Annotated in this window: 18 protein-coding genes and 1 riboswitch; of the genes, 6 read left to right on the forward strand and 12 right to left on the reverse strand. The window is 34.3% G+C overall.

Annotation, left to right across the window (positions count from 1 at the left end; all coding sequences use genetic code 11):
- The first annotated feature begins 91 nt into the window (after nt 1-91).
- From ABG79_RS07315 to ABG79_RS07330, 4 genes are all read left to right on the forward strand, one after another.
- Complete coding sequence (locus ABG79_RS07315; protein ID WP_057978670.1) at nt 92-1,714, forward strand: Na/Pi cotransporter family protein; 1,623 nt, start codon at nt 92-94, stop codon at nt 1,712-1,714.
- Nucleotides 1,715-1,941: 227 nt separating this feature from the next.
- Entirely contained in the window at nt 1,942-2,304 is a 363-nt protein-coding gene (locus ABG79_RS07320) for a DUF2089 domain-containing protein (RefSeq protein WP_057978671.1), read from the forward strand.
- Between the two features lie 19 nt (nt 2,305-2,323).
- Nucleotides 2,324-2,689, forward strand: a complete 366-nt coding sequence (locus tag ABG79_RS07325) for an SHOCT-like domain-containing protein (protein WP_057978673.1) — start codon at nt 2,324-2,326, stop codon at nt 2,687-2,689.
- A gap of 9 nt (nt 2,690-2,698) precedes the next feature.
- Nucleotides 2,699-2,956, forward strand: a complete 258-nt coding sequence (locus ABG79_RS07330) for a hypothetical protein (protein ID WP_057978675.1) — start codon at nt 2,699-2,701, stop codon at nt 2,954-2,956.
- 61 nt (nt 2,957-3,017) lie between these two features.
- Here ABG79_RS07330 and ABG79_RS07335 read toward each other — a convergent pair whose 3' ends face one another.
- The 4 genes from ABG79_RS07335 to ABG79_RS07350 form a co-directional block, all read right to left on the reverse strand.
- A complete protein-coding gene (locus tag ABG79_RS07335; RefSeq protein ID WP_057978748.1) occupies nt 3,018-4,436 on the reverse strand; it encodes an NCS2 family permease in 1,419 nt (472 codons plus the stop codon).
- 58 nt (nt 4,437-4,494) lie between these two features.
- Nucleotides 4,495-4,596: riboswitch (purine riboswitch) on the reverse strand.
- Nucleotides 4,597-4,704: 108 nt separating this feature from the next.
- Entirely contained in the window at nt 4,705-4,944 is a 240-nt protein-coding gene (locus ABG79_RS07340) for a hypothetical protein (protein ID WP_057978678.1), read from the reverse strand.
- Nucleotides 4,941-6,188, reverse strand: a complete 1,248-nt coding sequence (gene dinB / locus ABG79_RS07345) for a DNA polymerase IV (protein WP_057978679.1) — start codon at nt 6,186-6,188, stop codon at nt 4,941-4,943. Before dinB ends, ABG79_RS07340 begins: the two co-directional genes overlap by 4 nt.
- 95 nt (nt 6,189-6,283) lie before the next feature.
- Nucleotides 6,284-8,080 (reverse strand): transglutaminase domain-containing protein, encoded by a 1,797-nt coding sequence (locus ABG79_RS07350; protein ID WP_057978681.1) that lies wholly within the window; start codon nt 8,078-8,080, stop codon nt 6,284-6,286.
- 157 nt (nt 8,081-8,237) lie between these two features.
- Between ABG79_RS07350 and ABG79_RS07355 the strand changes: the two genes are divergently transcribed.
- Nucleotides 8,238-8,939, forward strand: coding sequence for a hypothetical protein (locus tag ABG79_RS07355; protein WP_057978683.1), 702 nt, complete (start codon nt 8,238-8,240; stop codon nt 8,937-8,939).
- A 53-nt stretch (nt 8,940-8,992) separates the two neighbouring features.
- Here the strand turns inward: ABG79_RS07355 and panD are convergent, their stop codons facing one another.
- Genes panD through ABG79_RS07375 form a run of 4 tightly spaced genes read right to left on the reverse strand, consistent with a single transcriptional unit; the run spans nt 8,993 to nt 11,945 of the window.
- Nucleotides 8,993-9,373: an aspartate 1-decarboxylase gene (gene panD / locus ABG79_RS07360; RefSeq protein ID WP_057978685.1), complete on the reverse strand. Its 381-nt coding sequence runs from the start codon at nt 9,371-9,373 to the stop codon at nt 8,993-8,995.
- 32 nt (nt 9,374-9,405) lie between these two features.
- The gene (panC, locus tag ABG79_RS07365) at nt 9,406-10,251 is read right to left on the reverse strand and encodes a pantoate--beta-alanine ligase (protein ID WP_057978686.1); all 846 of its coding nucleotides are present in this window, start codon (nt 10,249-10,251) and stop codon (nt 9,406-9,408) included.
- A 10-nt stretch (nt 10,252-10,261) separates the two neighbouring features.
- Nucleotides 10,262-11,098 (reverse strand): 3-methyl-2-oxobutanoate hydroxymethyltransferase, encoded by an 837-nt coding sequence (gene panB, locus ABG79_RS07370; RefSeq protein ID WP_057978688.1) that lies wholly within the window; start codon nt 11,096-11,098, stop codon nt 10,262-10,264.
- 1 nt (nt 11,099) lies between these two features.
- Entirely contained in the window at nt 11,100-11,945 is an 846-nt protein-coding gene (locus ABG79_RS07375; protein ID WP_278287116.1) for a Rossmann-like and DUF2520 domain-containing protein, read from the reverse strand.
- A gap of 149 nt (nt 11,946-12,094) precedes the next feature.
- On the opposite strand from ABG79_RS07375, the gene ABG79_RS07380 reads away from it, so the two are divergent.
- Nucleotides 12,095-13,981, forward strand: coding sequence for a SpoIID/LytB domain-containing protein (locus ABG79_RS07380; RefSeq protein ID WP_057978692.1), 1,887 nt, complete (start codon nt 12,095-12,097; stop codon nt 13,979-13,981).
- Here the strand turns inward: ABG79_RS07380 and ABG79_RS07385 are convergent.
- The 4 genes from ABG79_RS07385 to ABG79_RS07400 form a co-directional block, all read right to left on the reverse strand.
- Entirely contained in the window at nt 13,978-14,859 is an 882-nt protein-coding gene (locus ABG79_RS07385) for a radical SAM protein (protein WP_057978695.1), read from the reverse strand. The genes ABG79_RS07380 and ABG79_RS07385 overlap by 4 nt on opposite strands.
- 169 nt (nt 14,860-15,028) lie before the next feature.
- Nucleotides 15,029-15,694 (reverse strand): hypothetical protein, encoded by a 666-nt coding sequence (locus ABG79_RS07390; RefSeq protein ID WP_057978696.1) that lies wholly within the window; start codon nt 15,692-15,694, stop codon nt 15,029-15,031.
- Between the two features lie 144 nt (nt 15,695-15,838).
- Nucleotides 15,839-17,422, reverse strand: coding sequence for a sodium:neurotransmitter symporter family protein (locus tag ABG79_RS07395; RefSeq protein ID WP_057978698.1), 1,584 nt, complete (start codon nt 17,420-17,422; stop codon nt 15,839-15,841).
- 289 nt (nt 17,423-17,711) lie between these two features.
- Nucleotides 17,712-18,362, reverse strand: a complete 651-nt coding sequence (locus tag ABG79_RS07400; RefSeq protein ID WP_057978700.1) for a helix-turn-helix domain-containing protein — start codon at nt 18,360-18,362, stop codon at nt 17,712-17,714.
- Nucleotides 18,363-18,385 lie beyond the last annotated feature (23 nt).

The following is an 18,385-nucleotide window of genomic DNA, read 5'->3' on the forward strand; positions in this document are numbered from 1 at the left end:
TTCGACATAAAATTAACTTCTATTTAACACATATTTAACAATAGGATGTTATCCTATAATAGGAATAATATCGTTATGATGGAGGTAAGGTATGAGCTACAAAAATATTTTTGAGCTTTTAGGAGGACTTGGACTATTCATCTTTGGTATGAAGATGATGGGAGACGGTCTTCAAAAGGCTGCAGGAAACAAGCTAAAAAAGATACTTGAAACTCTAACAAGAAACAGAGTTCTTGCAATCTTAGTTGGAGCATTTGTTACTGCTATAATCCAAAGCAGCAGTGCTACAACTGTCATGACTGTTGGATTTGTTAACGCTGGACTTATGAACCTTTTCCAGGCAGCTGGAGTTATAATGGGTGCAAACATTGGAACAACAATGACAGCACAGCTTATAGCATTTAAACTGACAGATATAGCTCCACTCGTCCTTGCTATCGGAACATTAATGGTTATGTTTGGCAAGAGAAAGAAGACAAAGGATTTAGGTGAAATAATACTCGGTTTCGGTATGCTCTTCGTTGGTATGAAGATGATGGAAAAATCAATGAAGCCATTAACCGAAGTTGAAGAATTTAAAAATTTAATCATCACTATTGGCCAACATCCTATAATGGGAGTTTTAGTTGGAGTTGGTATGACTGTAGTTGTCCAAAGCAGTAGTGCTACAATTGGTATTTTACAGGCACTTGCAGGCCTTAATGCTCTTCCTTTAACAGTTGCCCTGCCAATATTGTTTGGAGACAACATAGGAACTTGCGTAACTGCAATGCTTGCAAGCATTGGAACAAATAAAAATGCAAAGAGAGCTGCTTTAATTCACTTAGCATTTAACCTAATCGGAACACTAATATTTATGGCCATATTACCAATAGTAGTAAATCTAATTCCGATATTAGGTGGAGATGTTAAAAGACAAATTGCAAATGCCCACACTATATTCAATATTTCAAACGTATTTATTCAAGCACCGTTCATAGTATTCCTTGTTAAGTTTGTAAACTGGTTGGTTCCAGGCAAGGAAGAGAAGGAAGATGTTATGGCGCTTGAACACCTTGACAGACGACTTCTTGAAACTCCTTCAATTGCTGTTGGCCAGCTTGTTAAAGAAGTTGTTAGAATGGGCAGACTTGCTTCAAAGAACCTTACAACTTCAATTGATGCAATAGTTAATGAGGACGAAAACGCAATTAAGAATGTATTTAAGACTGAAGAGGTTATTAACTTCCTTGAAAGAGAAATAACAGGCTTTATGGTTGCACTTTCAAGCACCCCTCTTTCAGAAGAACACTCTGAACTGGTTTCTGGGCTATTCCACGTAGTAAATGACATTGAAAGAGTTGGCGACCATGCGGATAACTTAGCTGAACTTGCTGTTTACAAGATGGACAACAAGCTTCCATTCTCAGAATCAGCAATATCACAGCTTAATGAAATGTATGAGACAGTAAAATTTGCAATAGATTCATCAATAGATGCGCTCGAAAAGTATGATTTTGTAAAAGCAGAAGATGCACTTGAAGCTGAAGGAAAGATAGACGAGCTTGAAAAGAGATACAGAGAGGACCATATCGACAGACTTTCAAGAGGCATTTGTAATCCAGTAAGCGGAACAGTATTCCTTGATATATTAAGCAACCTTGAAAGAGTTGGCGACCATGCTAATAACATTGCTCAAATGGTTCTTGACCAAAAAGAAGAAGTTTTAGCATAAAAATTAAATTGACATTGAGAAAATACTACTGCACTAAAAATAGCGCAGTAGTATTTTTTATATCGAAAAATAGCTGTAGCAAGTTATCTTTTTAATTTCAAATCATATATTTTAAATCAACAGGACATATAATATTAATATTTTTAATTTAGTAATTAATTTTTTTAATTTATATGTTGATATTTTTAATTTTTAATAGTATAATCAAAATTAAGGAAGGTGGTTATATGGGATATAAAGTAATTACACGCTGCCCGATTTGCGATAATAAGCTGAATGTTACTCAACTTAACTGCAAAAAATGCGGGACAAAAATAGAAAACGACTTTGAATTTTCCAATCTTGTATGCCTGACTAAAGAACAGTTAAATTTCGTTGAAGTATTCATAAAGTGCCGCGGAAACATAAAGGATGTTGAAAAGGAGCTTTCCATCTCATACCCAACGGTAAGAGCCAAACTTGATGAAGTTATTCAGTCGCTCGGTTACTCAACAAGGTCAAAGACAGAAAGCGATAAGGACGTATTGGATATGCTTGAAAAGGGTGAAATAACACCCGATGAAGCAATAAAGATGTTAAAAAACGAATAAATTTAAAGGGGGAATTTTTGTGAAGGAAGAAATCTCAAGAATTTTAAGGATGATGGAGGAGGGAAAAATAGGCTCAGAGAAGGCTACTGAGCTAATCGAGGCTCTCTACAAAAAGGAAGAAAAGGTTATGGTAAGTTATGATGAAAAGGCACTAAAGGTTAAGGTTCTTTCACAGCAGGGAGACAATGTAAATGTAAACATTCCTGTAAAAGTTGCAAAGGCATTTTTAAAGGCTACTGGTAAGATTCCAATCCCAATGGGAGAGCACCAATACGCAAACTTTGATATGAACGCTATACTTGAAGCCCTTGAAAGTGGTTTAGAAGGCAAATTCGTTGAAGTTAAAAGCGCAAATGGCGATATAGTAGAAGTCTGCATTGAATAAGGTGAAATTATGAAGATTATACTAAAAACGCCTGACATGAACTTTAAATTACCCATAATTCTGCCTGCATCTTTAATAAAATTTTTTATAAGGTTTGGAGGCAAAATGGCTAAAAAATATGTTACCGAAGAAGAAGCCCTGATTTATATAAATTCCATAGACTGGGATGCTCTCTCAAACGCTTTTGATGAACTAAAAAGATACAAGGGTTTAGAATTAGTAAACATACAAAGCCACGACGGCACATATGTCCGTATTATTATTTAAACCCATAACGAAAAAGGCTCCCTTAACTTATAAGTCAAGGCAGCCTTTTTGTATGTTAATTCTAATGGGGGAACATAGTAAATCTTAATATAAATAGAACAGCAAGTATATAAAGTATTGGATGAACTTCTTTTTGTCTTCCTGTTACTATCTTCATTATCGGATAGAATATTATTCCTGCTGCAATTCCATTTGCTATGCTGTAGCTGAATGGCATTATCGCAATTGTAAAGAATGCAGGAAGCGCTTCTGTAAAATCATCAAAATCTATATTCTTAACTGCAGTCATCATTAAAACGCCAACGATTACAAGGGCTGGTGCTGTTGCCTCAGATGGAACAACTCCAACAAGTCCTCCAAAGAAAAGTGATAATAAAAATAGGACCCCAACGGTGAATGATGTAAGACCTGTCTTACCACCCTCTGAAATACCTGCAGTTGATTCAACATAGGTAGTAACTGTGCTTGTTCCAAGGAGTGCTCCGGCTGTCGTTGCTACTGCATCTGCTAAAAGAGCCTTATTCATGTTCTTCATTTTTCCGTTCTTATCAAGCATATTTGCCTTTTGTGCTGTCCCTACAAGTGTTCCTATCGTATCAAACATATCTACTAAACTGAAGGATATTACAACCATAATAACGCTGCTTATTGCCCCTATAACTCCTGCTCCGCCGATTCCTAAAAGCCCTGCAAAGTCAGCCTTCATAAAAGTAGGAGCAAGTGATGGTGGTGCGCTTAATATTTGAACTCCAGTTAAATTAGTTATCCCCATAGGGATTCCTATTATAGTTGTTGCTATAATTCCAATAAGTATCGAGCCTTTAACTCTCTTTGCCATTAAGATTGCTGTTATTATAATTCCAATCAACGTCAATAATGCTCTTTTATCAGTAAAGCTGCCAAACCCAACCAATGTAGCAGGGTTATCAACTATTATGCTTCCATTCTTAAGACCAATTAACGCAATAAAAAGACCTATTCCGCCTGATATTGCGAGTTTTAAATTTTTAGGGAGTGCATCGACTATCTTTTCTCTTAAAGAAGTTACAGTTATAACTATAAATAAGAATCCTGATATAAATACGGCTGCAAGTGCCTGCTGCCATGTATATCCAAGGTTTAAACATACGCTATAAGTAAAAAAGGCATTAAGCCCCATACCTGGTGCCTGAGCAAATGGAACATTTGCGTAAAGTGCCATTATAAACGTTCCTAAAGCCGCTGAAATTGCTGTTGCCGCGAATACCGATGCAACGACCGGGTCATTTATTGCATTGAAATTTACTGCAGCATCTCCAAGCGCTCCTATTTTATTCATTCCTGCAAATTTTAGTATGTTTGGATTTACAAATATGATGTATGCCATTGTAATAAAAGTTGTAATACCTGCTAAAATCTCAGTTTTAGCATCAGTGCCAGCCTCTCTTAAATGAAATATACTTTCTAAAAACGATTGGTTTTTCTTACTTGTTTTTTCCATCACGGCAAGTCCCTCCTAAAAAAAATTTGCCATCTAGCTATGGAGAGCTAGATGGCAAATTCCACCGTAGCTCACCCATAGTCGAGAAGTTTACGGCTTCCCGGTAGAAACTCCCAAGCCCTATTCTTAGGATTATATGGATGGCCTCTTATTCACAATTGTAATAATAGCATGTCTCATTATTTTTGTCAAATATTTTGATTATTTTTTCTTTATATTTCGTCTATTTTTGAATTGTTAAACCATATTTAAAATATATATTTCGTATTTATATCTTTTCCATATACCATCTGTTGCTCTCAATTTCCCATCTAAGTTCAACTGGGTCGTCCCTTCCATCAACAACACATAAATAAATATAACAGTCCCTTAAATTTCTCCTCTCCTTGCTTACCTTTACAACTTTATTTATCTTTATATTCCCCCTGCTGGAGGTTATAAACATTGGATTTACATTTTCTCTTTCAAACAAAACAATAGCATCCACTATCTCCCTAACCATTTTCATATTTGACCACCGCCTTTATTAAATGGATTCATAGGCACCCACTCCTCATCCGAAACTATTTTGATATTCTTATGGCTCTGATTTATAAGAAGACTTCCTCTTACCACTGAAGAATATCCAAATTTTTCTCTAATAGTATCCACACATTTATCTATTTTTTCGTATTTTGCCCTCAACTTATCATCAAATATACTTATTTGTCTGAAGCCCTCAACCGGCCTTAATCCTGTTACCCTAACTCCTAGGAGCCTTAATGGACTTCCATTCCAATGTTCTTCAAATAATTTCAATGCCTCTTTATGTATTTCTTTAGTCAAATCAGTATAAAATTTTAATTTTCTCTGTCTCACTATTGTTGAAAAATCTGAATATCTTATTACTATTTCAACAACACTTGCTTCAAATTCGTGTTCCCTTAGCCTTTTACCCACGCTCTCCGAAAGAGCCATCAAAACCTCAGAGGCTTCATCAAATGTCAATACATTTCTTGATGTGGTTATGGAGTTACCGATACCCTTTACTCCTCTGCCATGGGCAGTTACCTTTGAGTTATCTATACCGTTTGCAAAGTGCCAAAGGTATCTTCCAATCTTACCGAACTTATTTTCCACAAGTATTAAAGGAGTATTTGCTAAGTCGCCTATCGTAAAGATGCCTATGTCATTAAATCTTTTTTTTAGTCTTCTTCCAACTCCAAAGAGGTCCTGAATGGGTAAAGGCCAAATTATTCTCTTTACATCATCTTGCATAACCACATTTGTTGCATCAGGCTTTCTAAGGTCTGAAGCCATCTTTGCCATTAATTTGCAGTATGATACCCCAACGCTCGCAGTAATATCAAGTTCTTTTTTTATCCTCTCCCTTATTTTGTTAGCAATCGTTACTCCATCTCCAAAAAGCCTCTCGCACCCTGTAACATCAAGCCAGGCTTCATCTATGCTGAAAATTTCAACATCAGGAGTAAAGCTCTTTAAAATGTCCATCACCCTGTCAGAATACTCAACATAATTTCTAAATTTTGGCCTGACAAGAATAAGAAAAGGACATAGGTTTAGAGCCTCTCCAATAGTCATGCCTGTTTTAATCCCATATTTTCTTGCTTCATAGGAGGCTGTTAAAATTATTCCGTTTCTTTTATCCTTATCTCCACCAACTGCAGTTGGCTTTCCCTTAAGTTCTGGATTTTTAGCCTGCTCAACAGATGCATAAAACGCATTTAAATCAACATGAAGTATTGTTCTCACACACTCACCACCCGAACATTTGTTCGTATTATTATTATATACCCTTTTTTCAAAAAATAGAAGGGGGTAATAAAAAAATAAGGCTAAAATTTGCCTTATTTTGATGGTATCTTTGTGTATGGAATTGTGGCGGAAACAGGATATTTACTCCTATCAAAGCTATGGTCAAGCAAAATTTGATTATCTGTTATATTGAAATACCTATAGCTCAAAACATCTATCGCCCCACCGTTTACCACAGGGTCATCAAAAGTTACATCCACATGATACCACTGCCCATCAAGCTTTACTAAATTCCACGTGTGAGGGATACCATTTGCATATCCAAATACCATTTTATTTTCAACGCCTGCCATCTTTAAAAGTATGTTAAAAGCTGTCGCATATCCATCACAAACTGCAATACCCTTTATCAATGCTCCATAGGCATTATGTGAGTCAGCAGGAACAGTATCAGATAAAACATTTTGATAATCATACTTTGTGTTGTTTACAATATAATCGTGTATGGCTATTTCTTTTTCATAATCGCTCATGCCTTCCTTAATAATGCTTCCTATAATTTCCTTTGCCCTGTCTTCAACGGCTTTTCTTTTATAAAACAACACATCCAAAGGGAAGGTATATTTAATCAAAACTGTGACATTAGGACCTAGCGATAAGTATCCATAGGATTGCAGATAGTATAACTCCCCATTATCCTCAAGGACCTTTCCTATATAATCAAACACTATCCCTGGATTTTCATATAAAAGAGTATCTGAAAATTTGATATCAATCCTGTCTTTAAAATTATATATAGCATCTTTTATAACAGCGTAAAGCTCTTCTTTATTTTTTGCAATCTGTCTTGCTTCAGGATTTTTGTATTCATACAGGTCAACATACTTAAAGCTAAAGTCAACAATAACCTGATTTGGAATTGTTTTAAGCTGATACAATTTGTATGAGAACCCGTTCAAAAAATACCTGCTACTAGACAAATCTATCGAATGAACTATATCTTTAAAATTATAACTTGAGTTATAATTATTTATTTTAATAGAAGCAGTCGGCGTTTTGGTTCTTATTAAATTTAACAGTATACTTTCAAGCTCGGTTTTATTATTTGCTATATATCCAGCTGGTTTATATTTAACATAAACATACGATAAAGTCCTGGATTTTTTCACGTATCTAATCTCTGAAACTATATACTTTGCATTTTTATATTTTGTCATTATGCCCTTTACTGTTCCATTTAAATCAAACTTTGAATAATCGTATCCCGATAGCCTAATCGTAGTTTTTTTATGCAATAACCCATCCTTTAATATGTTATAATACTTGGCTTCAGGAGTTTTGTATCCATACAAATCAATATACTTAAAGCTAAAGTCAACAATAACCTGATTTGGAATCGTTTTAAGCTGATACAATTTGTATGAAAAACCGTTTAAAAAATACCTGCTATTAGACAAATCTATCGAATGAACTATATCTTTAAAATTATAACTTGAGTTATAATTATTTATTTTAATAGAAGCAGTCGGCGTTTTGGTTCTTATTAAATTTAACAGTATACTTTCAAGCTCGGTTTTATTATTTGCTATATATCCTGCTGGTTTATATTTAACATAAACATACGATAAAGTCCTGGATTTTTTCACGTATCTAATCTCTGAAACTATATACTTTGCATTTTTATATTTTGTCATTATACCCTTTACTGTTCCATTTAAATCAAACTTTGAATAATCGTATCCCGATAGCCTAATCGTAGTTTTTTTATGCAATAACCCATCCTTTAATATGTTATAATACTTGTTGTAATATGTATTACTCGCAGCAGATATATTTATATTCAGCAAACAAGTAAAAATCAAAAGAAGAATAAGGACCTTTTTTTTCACCTTCCCACCCCCTTATCAAGCAAGTTACTACTATTTTACATTGTAGGATTAAAATTATCAACACAAATATATAAAAGCATTATTTTACATAATTTACTAATTAATTATCACATATTAATACAATTAAATCAAGCAAAATAAATGAAGGGTGATTTATATGAGAATATATGTTGATATCGATTTGGACTTTTTAGTAAAACCAATAAAACAGGAAGGAATAAATAATATTAGAAAATATAAGGGTGAAGACTGCACTGTTTCAAATGTTGAGAATTTTATTTCAACATTGAACAATCTTAGACTTTTGAAGGCAAAGCAAAAAAAGTTTTTCACAAATCATAAAAAATCATACACATACTGGTGGATAAATAGAAGCCTTAATAATACACTTATCCACATCGATGCCCACAGCGACCTTTATAGAAATAAGCAAAGGGATTTAACGCTGCTAAGCGATACGGATATGAACTGCGATGATTATATATGGTATGCCATAAGGGATGGATTTATTGAAAAAATATATTGGGTTGTCCCAGATGATTCATATAATCTATGCGACGAAAGTGTGGTTAAGAAATTTGTCCCATCAGATGTTTTGGTAGAGATGAGCATGAAGGAAAATCAAGTAGATTTTTTATTAGAAGTTATAACAAGATATGGAATTAAGAAAATACAATACACCGTCCTTCATCTTAATCAACTTCCTCGTTTTGATTCCATCGACCTTTTAACCGTTGCAACTTCACCTGAATTTTACTCCGATAAGGCTGATGAACATATTTTTAAAGCCCTGCGCCTTTTAGGTGCATCGGAGGATGAAATCAAGAGGATTATGCAGTTTCATCAGGAGATTTGCTAAAAAGGGCTTTGCAAACCTGTTAAGTTTAACTTTCAAGGTTTGCAAAGCCCCTTTTAAATAGTCATCTTGGCTTCTTCGTGCAAAAACTTCTCAATTCTATTGTTTTCATCCACCAACACAACCTTTGGCTTTAAGCTTTTAGCCTCATTTTCATCCACAAAGCAATATGCCATAATAATTACTTTATCGCCTGGATGAACCATTCTCGCTGCAGCACCATTAAGGCAAATGTCCCCTTTGCCTCTTTCTCCCTTAATGATATAAGTATCAAATCTTTTGCCATTGTTTATATTTACAATCTGCACTCTTTCATTTTCCAAAAGGCCTGCGGCATCCATCAAATCCTCATCAATTGTAATGCTTCCAACATAGTTTAAATTAGCCTCTGTAACAGTTGCCCTGTGTATCTTAGATTTCAACATATTAAGTAACATACAACTCCTCCTTTGGTGCCTGGCACTTAAGATTAAGATTTTATAGTCATGTTATCTATAAGCCTTGTTTTTCCAATCTTAACCGCAAGCGCTATTAAAACTTCACCTTCTACAATTTCAACCGGCTTTAAATTTTCAACATCTACAAATTCTACATAGTCTATCTTTGCATCCTTTGCTGTTTTAATTAAATTTATCATCTCTTCTTTTATTTTGTTTGCATTTCTTTCACCTTCATTAATCATCTTTTCAGCAAGTTTAAGCGACTTATAAAGGACAAGTGCCTGCTTTCTCTCATCTTGGTTAAGGTAAGTATTCCTTGAGCTCATAGCAAGCCCATCATCTTCCCTTACTATAGGGCAGCCTATAACCTCAACATCCATATTCAAATCCTTAACCATCCTCTTTATAACAGCAAGCTGCTGGGCATCCTTTTGCCCAAAATATGCTCTGTCCGGTTTAACAATGTTGAATAATTTGGTTACAACAGTTGCTACACCCCTGAAATGCCCTGGTCTTGAGGCACCGCAAAGCCCCTCCGTTAAGTTAAACACATCTATATATGTTGAGTAATTATCTCCATACATATCATCCTTATCTGGAATAAACATAATATCGCATCCTGCATTCATGCATATTTTTTTATCTCTTTCCTCGTCCCTTGGGTATCTTTCAAAATCCTCATTAGGTCCAAATTGGGTAGGATTTACAAATACGCTTACAACTACAACATTGTTTTCCCTTCTTGCGTATTCTATAAGGCTTTTATGCCCATCATGCAGATATCCCATGGTAGGAACAAAACCTACGCTCTTTCCATTTAACTTAACCTCGTTTATTTTATTTTTCATCTCTTTTACACTTCTTATAACTTCCATCGCCGACCTCCTAATAAAGTTTCTTTATCTCTTCAACAACTTCTTTGTTTATTTTAAAAGAATGAACCTCATCAGGAAATATTTCATTTTGAACATCCTCTATATATTCCTTTATTCCCGCCTTAATCTCTTCTCCGAGGCTTCTGTATCTTTTTACAAACTTAGGAGTAAAGTCGCTAAATAATCCCAGCATGTCGTTTACTACCAATATCTGACCATCGCAATATTTTCCTGCACCAATTCCTATCGTTGGAATTGAAACTGATTCAGTTATAATCCTCGCAACCTCATCTGGAACTGCTTCTAATACTATTGAAAAGCAACCTGCATCCTCAAGGTATTTTGCATCATCTATAAGCCTTTTAATTTGTTCCTTTGATTTTCCTTGAACCTTGAATCCTCCAAGCATATTAACCGATTGAGGAGTAAGCCCTATATGCCCCATCACAGGGATTTGAGCCTTTATAATGGCTTTAACCTTATCTAAAACATCTAAGCCTCCCTCAAGTTTTACGGCGTGACATCCTCCCTCTTGAACTAGTCTTCCTGCATTCCTTATAGATTCTTCAATTGAAACATGGTATGAAAGAAATGGCATATCTCCAACAATAAGTGCATTTTTAGCTCCACGACTTACCGCCTTTATATGATGCACCATATCGTCAACAGTAACTGATAATGTATTCTCATAACCTAATGCAACCATCCCTAATGAATCTCCAACTAAAATACCATCAATTCCAGCTTCATCAACAAGTTTTGCCGTGGAATAATCATAGGCTGTTAACATCGTAAGCTTTTTACCCTTTTCCTTTGCTTCTTTGAATGTTGCCACTGTATTTTTCATATCATTCACCCCTTAACAAATTTTCTATAGCTTCTAACTTTTCATCCTTATATTCAATCTTACCTTTTTCTATTTCAACGGCTGCTAAACCTAATAACCGATAAATATGCTCAAAATCATCTAAATTATCAAGGTGCAATTTTATAGTTCCTGCATCCCTTCTTAAAATAGGTCCTGTAAGTGCACCTTCAATTCCCTTTTCCCTAATATTTGATACTGCACCCTTCATCAAAGGATAGATTGCATCAACAATATACTTTTCATCCATTCCGCAATCCAATAAAATTTCCTTTGCTATTTTAGCAATGGATACTATATAATTTGATGCAAAAACAGCTGCAGCATGATACTTTGCCTTGTTCTTATTGTCTATGACAAAATACTTTAGTTTTGCTGCGTTCAAAAAATATTTTATTTTATCTATATTTTCTCCTTCAACAGAAAAAACAACCTCATTTAAGAAAGTAAAACAATTCCTATCCGTAAATGGAAACAATGGATGAAGTGAATAGGTATCCGCGTCTAAATGCTTTGCTCCTTGAAAAATGTCAGAGCCTAAACATCCGCTCATATGGAATATGTTTTTGCCTTTTAAATCGTATTTTTTAATTCTCTCCCAAACCTCTGATATGACCCCGTCTGGGGTTGTGATGAATATGTAGTTGCAATCATTTACAAGTTCTTCAATATCCATAGCTTTTGAACCTGTAAACTCTGCTGCGCTTTGAGATGATTCGATTGACCTGCTGTAAAATCCAGCAATATCAAGACCGTTTTCCTTTAGATAGCGTCCGAAGGCAGAACCCACCTTTCCAGCGCCAATAAATCCAATCTTCATTTTAGACACCTCTTTAAATTAAAGTCCCATTCCTTAGGATATGGGCTAAATATATTCTATCACTTTTTTTAAATGTTAACAATAAATCAATATTTTTTGCTTTTTTTTAGAATAGAAATGTAATAAAATATACTCAAGAATGCAAAGAGGTGGTTAAATTGCGAAGAAGAAGAGGAAAAAACAAAACCCCTGCGGTTTACAAATATATATTTCTTGCAGCTATTCTTTTATCGATAGTCTCATATTTCATGTTTCTAATTCCATCAAAAATTGATTGCGGAATTGTTATCGAAAAAAAGCAATACAAGAACTACACAAGGATTAAAGTTTTATACGATTCTAAGACAAGGTGGGTTACTATAAGCAAAAAATTTAATATTGATGGCGTTGCGTTGGATATCGATTTAAAGGGCATTAGAGTCGTTAAAGTAACACCACTTAAGTCTGAAAAAGGAAGAGTTTATGAAAAGGATACTAAAAGCATAAATATAAACGATAAATATTTTGACTTTGCAGATAAAGTGAGTTACTTCCTGAAAGAAAGCGGCGAATACAAAGAGGTAAAATCAAATATAGTAATTGTAGGCCATTCAAATTATACATTTTTACTCAATGCTGATAATAAAATAAAGGCTGTTATCTCAGAAGGTTTTCCTGAAATAAATAACATAAGAGTTGGTATTTCAAATTCAGAATTTACCTCACTTGAACACAAAAGCATAATATTAACTTCAAAAAAACCTTTGAATATTGTGTCAGAGGATTTTAATATTAGCACAAAGAAAAAGGAAACTGTAACAATAACTTTATCTGGCGGAAAGATGAAACTTATAATTGAATCACCAAAGGACGCTTATCAGCCTCGAAAAGATACATTAATCACAAATAAGAGAGTTTTTATTACTGCTTCAGAATCTCCAATGAAACTAACTTCTCTTCAAAGAAATAACGGCTACATTCCAGAATACTATGGAACGCTTGAAATTTTCATTAAAGATAATAAATTTAGAATGATTAACGAGCTTAGCATAGAAGACTACCTAAAATATGTAGTCCCTTCAGAAATGCCTGGTTTTGGCGGATTAGAAGGGTATAAAGTTCAGACTGTTGCTGCAAGAACATATGCCTTTTCCGAAATACTTGGAGGAAGATTTTCAAAATATGGGTTTAATATAGATGACACAACAAATAGTCAAGTATACAACGAAAGACCTACCAATGAACTATGCATTCAAGCAATCCAAGAAACAAAGGGAAAGGTATTAGCATATGGCAATAAAATAATAGATGCAAAATACTACTCCACATCCTGTGGATTAGGTGCACCATATAATGAAATTTACCCAGAGGGTCAATCATCCAACCCTAAACCCTATCTAGAGTTTGTCGATTTTACCAAAAAAAATATAAATGGAATCCAATCCACTGAAGACGCGGCAAGGTTTTTCAAAGACTGGACTATAAATGCCTACGATTCAAACTCTCCATATTTTAGGTGGAAATTAACCTTAACCTATAATGAGCTTATTTCAGCAATAAACAAAAATATATATCAAAGATATACTAAAAATCCCGATGCTTTCAAAGAAAAGTGGATATTTAACTTTTACCGCAAAGCAAAAATTTCAGAGGAAGGTATAAGCAAAATAAAGGATATATATATAAGTAAACGCGGAAAATCCGGTGTTATTCAAGAGCTTATAATAGAAACCGAAGATAAAACACTTAAGATTATTGGTTCTTCAAATATTAAATCGCTCTTTATCCCAAAGGATGATTTTATTGTGGAAACAATAACAGGGCTTAAGCTTAAGAATATTTCATCGCTTCCATCTCCATTTTTTACATTAGATAAGCTCTCAACCGAAAGAGGAATAAAGAGCTTAACCATATATGGTGGAGGATATGGCCACGGAGTCGGAATGAGCCAATATGGAGCTATGAACCTTGCAAATCAAGGCAAAAAATACACCGAAATATTGAATATATTTTATAAGGATACTGAAATAAAAGACTATAATGATGTAATAACGAACTCTTTTTAAAAAATCCCCTCCAAATCAAAATTTGGAACATATTCCTCCGTTGCACTTTCGTATTCTTGAAAATATCCATTTTCTAATCCATTCAAAAGGGCGTAATCCACAAGCGATTCATAGTGAAGTGGATTTACCCTTTTATTTATTTCTTGGAATTCAACAGCCCTATACATAGGAGTATACTGGCACATTATATTAAAATAAACGCTTCTTGGGAGATTCTTAGCCACCCAATCGATTATTTTCTTAGAATCAAACAAAAGCCCCGGAAGCATCATATGCCTTATCATCAGTCCCTTTTTTAAAAGACCATCCTCAAATATGGGTTCTCCTACCTGCCTATACATTTCTAAAACTGCTTCTGTTGCAACCTTAAAATAACCTGGAGCATTAGAATACTTAATGCTGTATTTGTCGTCATAATACTTTATATCAGGCAGATAAATGTCAACAAGTCCCTCAAGTTCCTTTAATCCTTCGACGTTTTCATATCCATTTGAATTATATACTATGGGTATACTAAGCCCGTTTTCTTTTGCTAATATAAGAGCCTCTTTTATTTGCAAAATATAATGCGTCGGCGTTACAAGATTTATATTGTGGGCACCCTTTTCCTGCAACCTTAAAAATATTTTTGAAAGTTCATTTGTTGTAACTTCTACTCCAAAACCCTCATGGCTTATCTTAAAGTTTTGGCAAAATACGCATTTTAAATTACAATTCGAGAAGAAAACTGTTCCTGAACCATTTTCTCCAGAGATTGATGGTTCTTCCCACTGGTGTAAAAAGGCCTTTGCAACTTTAACTGTATAAATTGAATTACAATATCCTTTATTAACATTTCTATCAACTCTACAGCTTCTTGGACACAAATTACAGCTCATCTAATCACCTTTTTCATAAATTTTATATTACTAAATAGAATTATATCAAAAAATTATATTATAAAATACACAAAGTCAATATAAAAACGCCATAATTGATTTCAAAAGGCATCTCCCATAAAACAAGAGAAAAACAAATACCTGAGAAATCAATTATGGCGCTAATAATTCAAACAAACATTTTTCTATACTTATAACCCATATAAATAGTGTATATTGTCGTTACAAGCATTATAAAGCCGAGAACTGTTGAACCTATAAATATAGTTCTTACAAATTCAATGGATCTATTATACTGCTGTGCCAAACTCATAAAAAATTCAGTTGGATTGTTTCTAACCAAGTAAGCATTTTTCAACACAATAGTTGAAGTTAACAAGCTCATAGGCATGACAGATAAACCTAATATAAGTCCATTAAGCGACCTCTTTCTCATCCCTCTTAGTCCTAAGAATATAGGAAGAATCATTAATAAAGGAAGTAAAGCTGAAAGATACTGTGGTGCTAATATCATGAAAAGCATACAACTGATAGTATACATAAGCATAAAATACTTAAGTGGCTTAAGTCCATCAGTAAAATCATATACTGCAGCATTGCAATATCTTAAAAACACTTCTAATTTTTTCTTAAAATCTTTTTCCTCATTTAAAAGTTCCTTGCCTATTTTAATAACACTATCATAGGTTGCCCTTCTATTTTCTTTAACCTCTATATCTTTATATATAACTTTTATTCTTTCAATTTCATCGATATAGCCATCTTTGTTTTTCAAATTTGATTTTTCTACCCTTCTTTTTACATCGTCCATGAGAATAAAAAAGCTTTTGTCCATAATGTCCCTCCAAAAAATGCCTCCCCAAAGAGGGAGGCATAAAATTATTTACTATGCTTTAGAAGTGAACTTAAAGTTACAGCAACAGCTGCTAAAATGACGCCCCAGGCAAGAACCATAAATGTTAATGCTCCACCTGACATATTAATCCCTCCTTATGAGGACTTTGCCCTCTTGAAGTTCCTGTCCATATTTCTTGCCTATATTTCTATACGCTTGAACGAAACCAACGATTAATACAGTAAACATAACTATTCTAGCAAAGTTAACCCATGGAATCAACGCTGGTGAATTTTCAACAAAGCTTGGGATAGCTTTGAAGTATCCAGCCTTTATATAATCCTTTGTTGAGAAGAATAGAAGAATTATTATTGTTATTGGAGTAACAGCCTGAATAAATACGCTGTAGAATGTCTTTGAAATCTTCCAGTAACCGCCCTTATTTATCTCTTCAAGCCCCTTTGCTCCCATCAACCAACCAGTAACCATAACTTCCAAAAGTCCAAGAACTACTAAGAGGTAGCTTCCTACCCAGTTGTCAAGTTCAGTAAGGTATGCAAGGTCTGCTGTCTTTGTAAGTATTGGTTCAAGCGCAACAGGAAGACCAAATATGATGTAGATTACAAACACTGCAACTGAACCAACTTTTCTTGGAACTCCAGCTTCTTCTTCTAAAAGTGCTACAAGATAGTTATACATTGCTATAGCACTTGTAAAACCTGCAAAGTATAATAGTAGGAACCAGAATGTTCCGAATATTTGTCCTCCAGCCATTTGTCTGAATATGTTTGGAAGAGCTATAAATGAAAGACCAACGCCTGCACCTAGTCCTTCAGGTCCTAAGAATGTGTAAGCGATTGGAATAGCTATTGTTCCACCAAGAACAACTTCTGCAAGCTCATTTAATGAAATAGTTGCAAATCCTGAAAGAACTATATCATCATCTGGCTTAAGGTATGATGCATAGTTTTGGATAATACCCATACCAAGTGATAATGTAAAGAATATTTGACCAGCTGCTGCAAGTGCCGCCTGCCAGTTCAAATCCTGCCATCTTGGCGACCAAATAAAGTCAAGACCTGCAATAGGTGTCCATTCTGGCTTAACTGGTGCACCAAGTGTTAATGTTCTAATTATAAGTATAATACCGAATATATAGATTGTTGGCATCATGAATTTTGCCCATGCTTCGATACCCTTTTGGATACCTCTCATAACTGCAAATCCAAGAACTGCAAGTGCAATTAACCAGAAAACTAAAACCTTTGAAGGGCTTTGGATATAGTTTACAAAATATGCACCTGTGCTTACTGACTTGTCCATATATCCGCCGGTTGCAGATTCAAAAGCATATCCTAAAGTCCAACCTATGATGTGGTTATAGTATGAGTTAAGAAGCACCGTTACTCCAAGTGCCAATGCTCCAGCAAGTCCACCAAGTATTCTTGCCACTCTTGGGTTTACTCCTTCTCTTGCTTGAAGGTAAACCATAGGTCCTAATGTTCCGTGACCATATTTTCCACCGTATCTTCCTTGATTCCACTCAACAAGCATTAGCGGAATACCTAAAAGTATAAGTGCAGCGAAGTATGGAACCATGAACGCTCCGCCACCATTTTTTGCAGCCTGGTAAGGATATCTCCAGAAGTTACCAAGGCCTACTGCGTTTCCTGCCATCGCAAGAATCAATCCGAGTTTACTTCCCCAGTTTTCTCTTTTTTCAGCCATTCCATTCCCTCCCTTAAATTAAACTTATTAAATATAATAATTCATTTTTCAGAAAAGTTCAATATTTCTTTATCGCAATTTTTGACGTTATTCTACTTTTTGTGAAAATATAGACATTATCTTTGTAGAAATATGCTATACTTTAAAATTAAAAGGCGATAATTAAATATTGAACTTTCCGATTTATTGTATTATATTCATTTAATTCAAGGGATATTATTAAGTAAAATTCATAAACAATGCTCAATAAATATTAAAAAAAATTAATAACTATGATACTTAATTAACATTACAATTCGACTTCAACTTTAATGCATTTCCCAATTACTGTGAAGGATTTTGCGTCAAATGTTTCAGTTTTCAAATCATTTCCATTGCTTATTATCAACACCTTATTTGAATCCAGTCGCTTAATTTGACGAATATATCTTTTTCCGTTAAATTCAAGCAACATGATACTATTATTTTCAATTTCACTTGTCTTATAAAGCATTATTGTATCGCCCTTTAGTATTCTGAATCCCCTCATTGAATCGTCTGCAGCCTTTATGAATACTATTTTATCCTGATTATAGCCTTCAACCTTTTTATCTATTACAGGAAGGAATTTATAGTCGTATATCTCCTTAAGGTAAACATCGCAGACCGGTATTTTTTTAAGAATGTGCGAAAAAGCTTCTTCTATTTCCCTATTTATAGGCAGATTTTCAACCGCCTTTATATTTTCAATAGGCTCGGTTATTTCCTCAAATATGTCCTCATCAAGGTTAACATTTAAAAGCTTTTCTATTCTTTTAATCATATCTTCGCTTATAATTCTCTTACCTGTTTCAATATCCATTATATATCCAGGTGAAACTCCAAGCTTTTTGGCAAGTTCCTTTACGCTTATAGATGATTTATTTCTTGCTTCTTCAATTCTCTTACCTATTCTGTTCATAACGTCACCCCAAATTTTAGTTT

Origin of the sequence: Caloramator mitchellensis (assembly GCF_001440545.1) — a bacterium.
In the GTDB taxonomy this organism is placed as follows: Bacteria; Bacillota; Clostridia; order Clostridiales; family Caloramatoraceae; genus Caloramator; species Caloramator mitchellensis.

Bases quoted from the DNA above. Each gene is read 5' to 3' on its own strand.
- ABG79_RS07315 (WP_057978670.1), top strand. From the start codon at position 92: ATGAGCTACAAAAATATTTTTGAGCTTTTAGGAGGACTTGGACTATTC.
- ABG79_RS07320 (WP_057978671.1), top strand. From the start codon at position 1,942: ATGGGATATAAAGTAATTACACGCTGCCCGATTTGCGATAATAAGCTG.
- ABG79_RS07330 (WP_057978675.1), top strand. From the start codon at position 2,699: ATGAAGATTATACTAAAAACGCCTGACATGAACTTTAAATTACCCATA.
- ABG79_RS07335 (WP_057978748.1), bottom strand. From the start codon at position 4,436: ATGGAAAAAACAAGTAAGAAAAACCAATCGTTTTTAGAAAGTATATTT.
- ABG79_RS07340 (WP_057978678.1), bottom strand. From the start codon at position 4,944: ATGAAAATGGTTAGGGAGATAGTGGATGCTATTGTTTTGTTTGAAAGA.
- ABG79_RS07355 (WP_057978683.1), top strand. From the start codon at position 8,238: ATGAGAATATATGTTGATATCGATTTGGACTTTTTAGTAAAACCAATA.
- panD (WP_057978685.1), bottom strand. From the start codon at position 9,373: ATGTTACTTAATATGTTGAAATCTAAGATACACAGGGCAACTGTTACA.
- panC (WP_057978686.1), bottom strand. From the start codon at position 10,251: ATGGAAGTTATAAGAAGTGTAAAAGAGATGAAAAATAAAATAAACGAG.
- panB (WP_057978688.1), bottom strand. From the start codon at position 11,098: ATGAAAAATACAGTGGCAACATTCAAAGAAGCAAAGGAAAAGGGTAAA.
- ABG79_RS07385 (WP_057978695.1), bottom strand. From the start codon at position 14,859: ATGAGCTGTAATTTGTGTCCAAGAAGCTGTAGAGTTGATAGAAATGTT.
- ABG79_RS07390 (WP_057978696.1), bottom strand. From the start codon at position 15,694: ATGGACAAAAGCTTTTTTATTCTCATGGACGATGTAAAAAGAAGGGTA.
- ABG79_RS07395 (WP_057978698.1), bottom strand. From the start codon at position 17,422: ATGGCTGAAAAAAGAGAAAACTGGGGAAGTAAACTCGGATTGATTCTT.
- ABG79_RS07400 (WP_057978700.1), bottom strand. From the start codon at position 18,362: ATGAACAGAATAGGTAAGAGAATTGAAGAAGCAAGAAATAAATCATCT.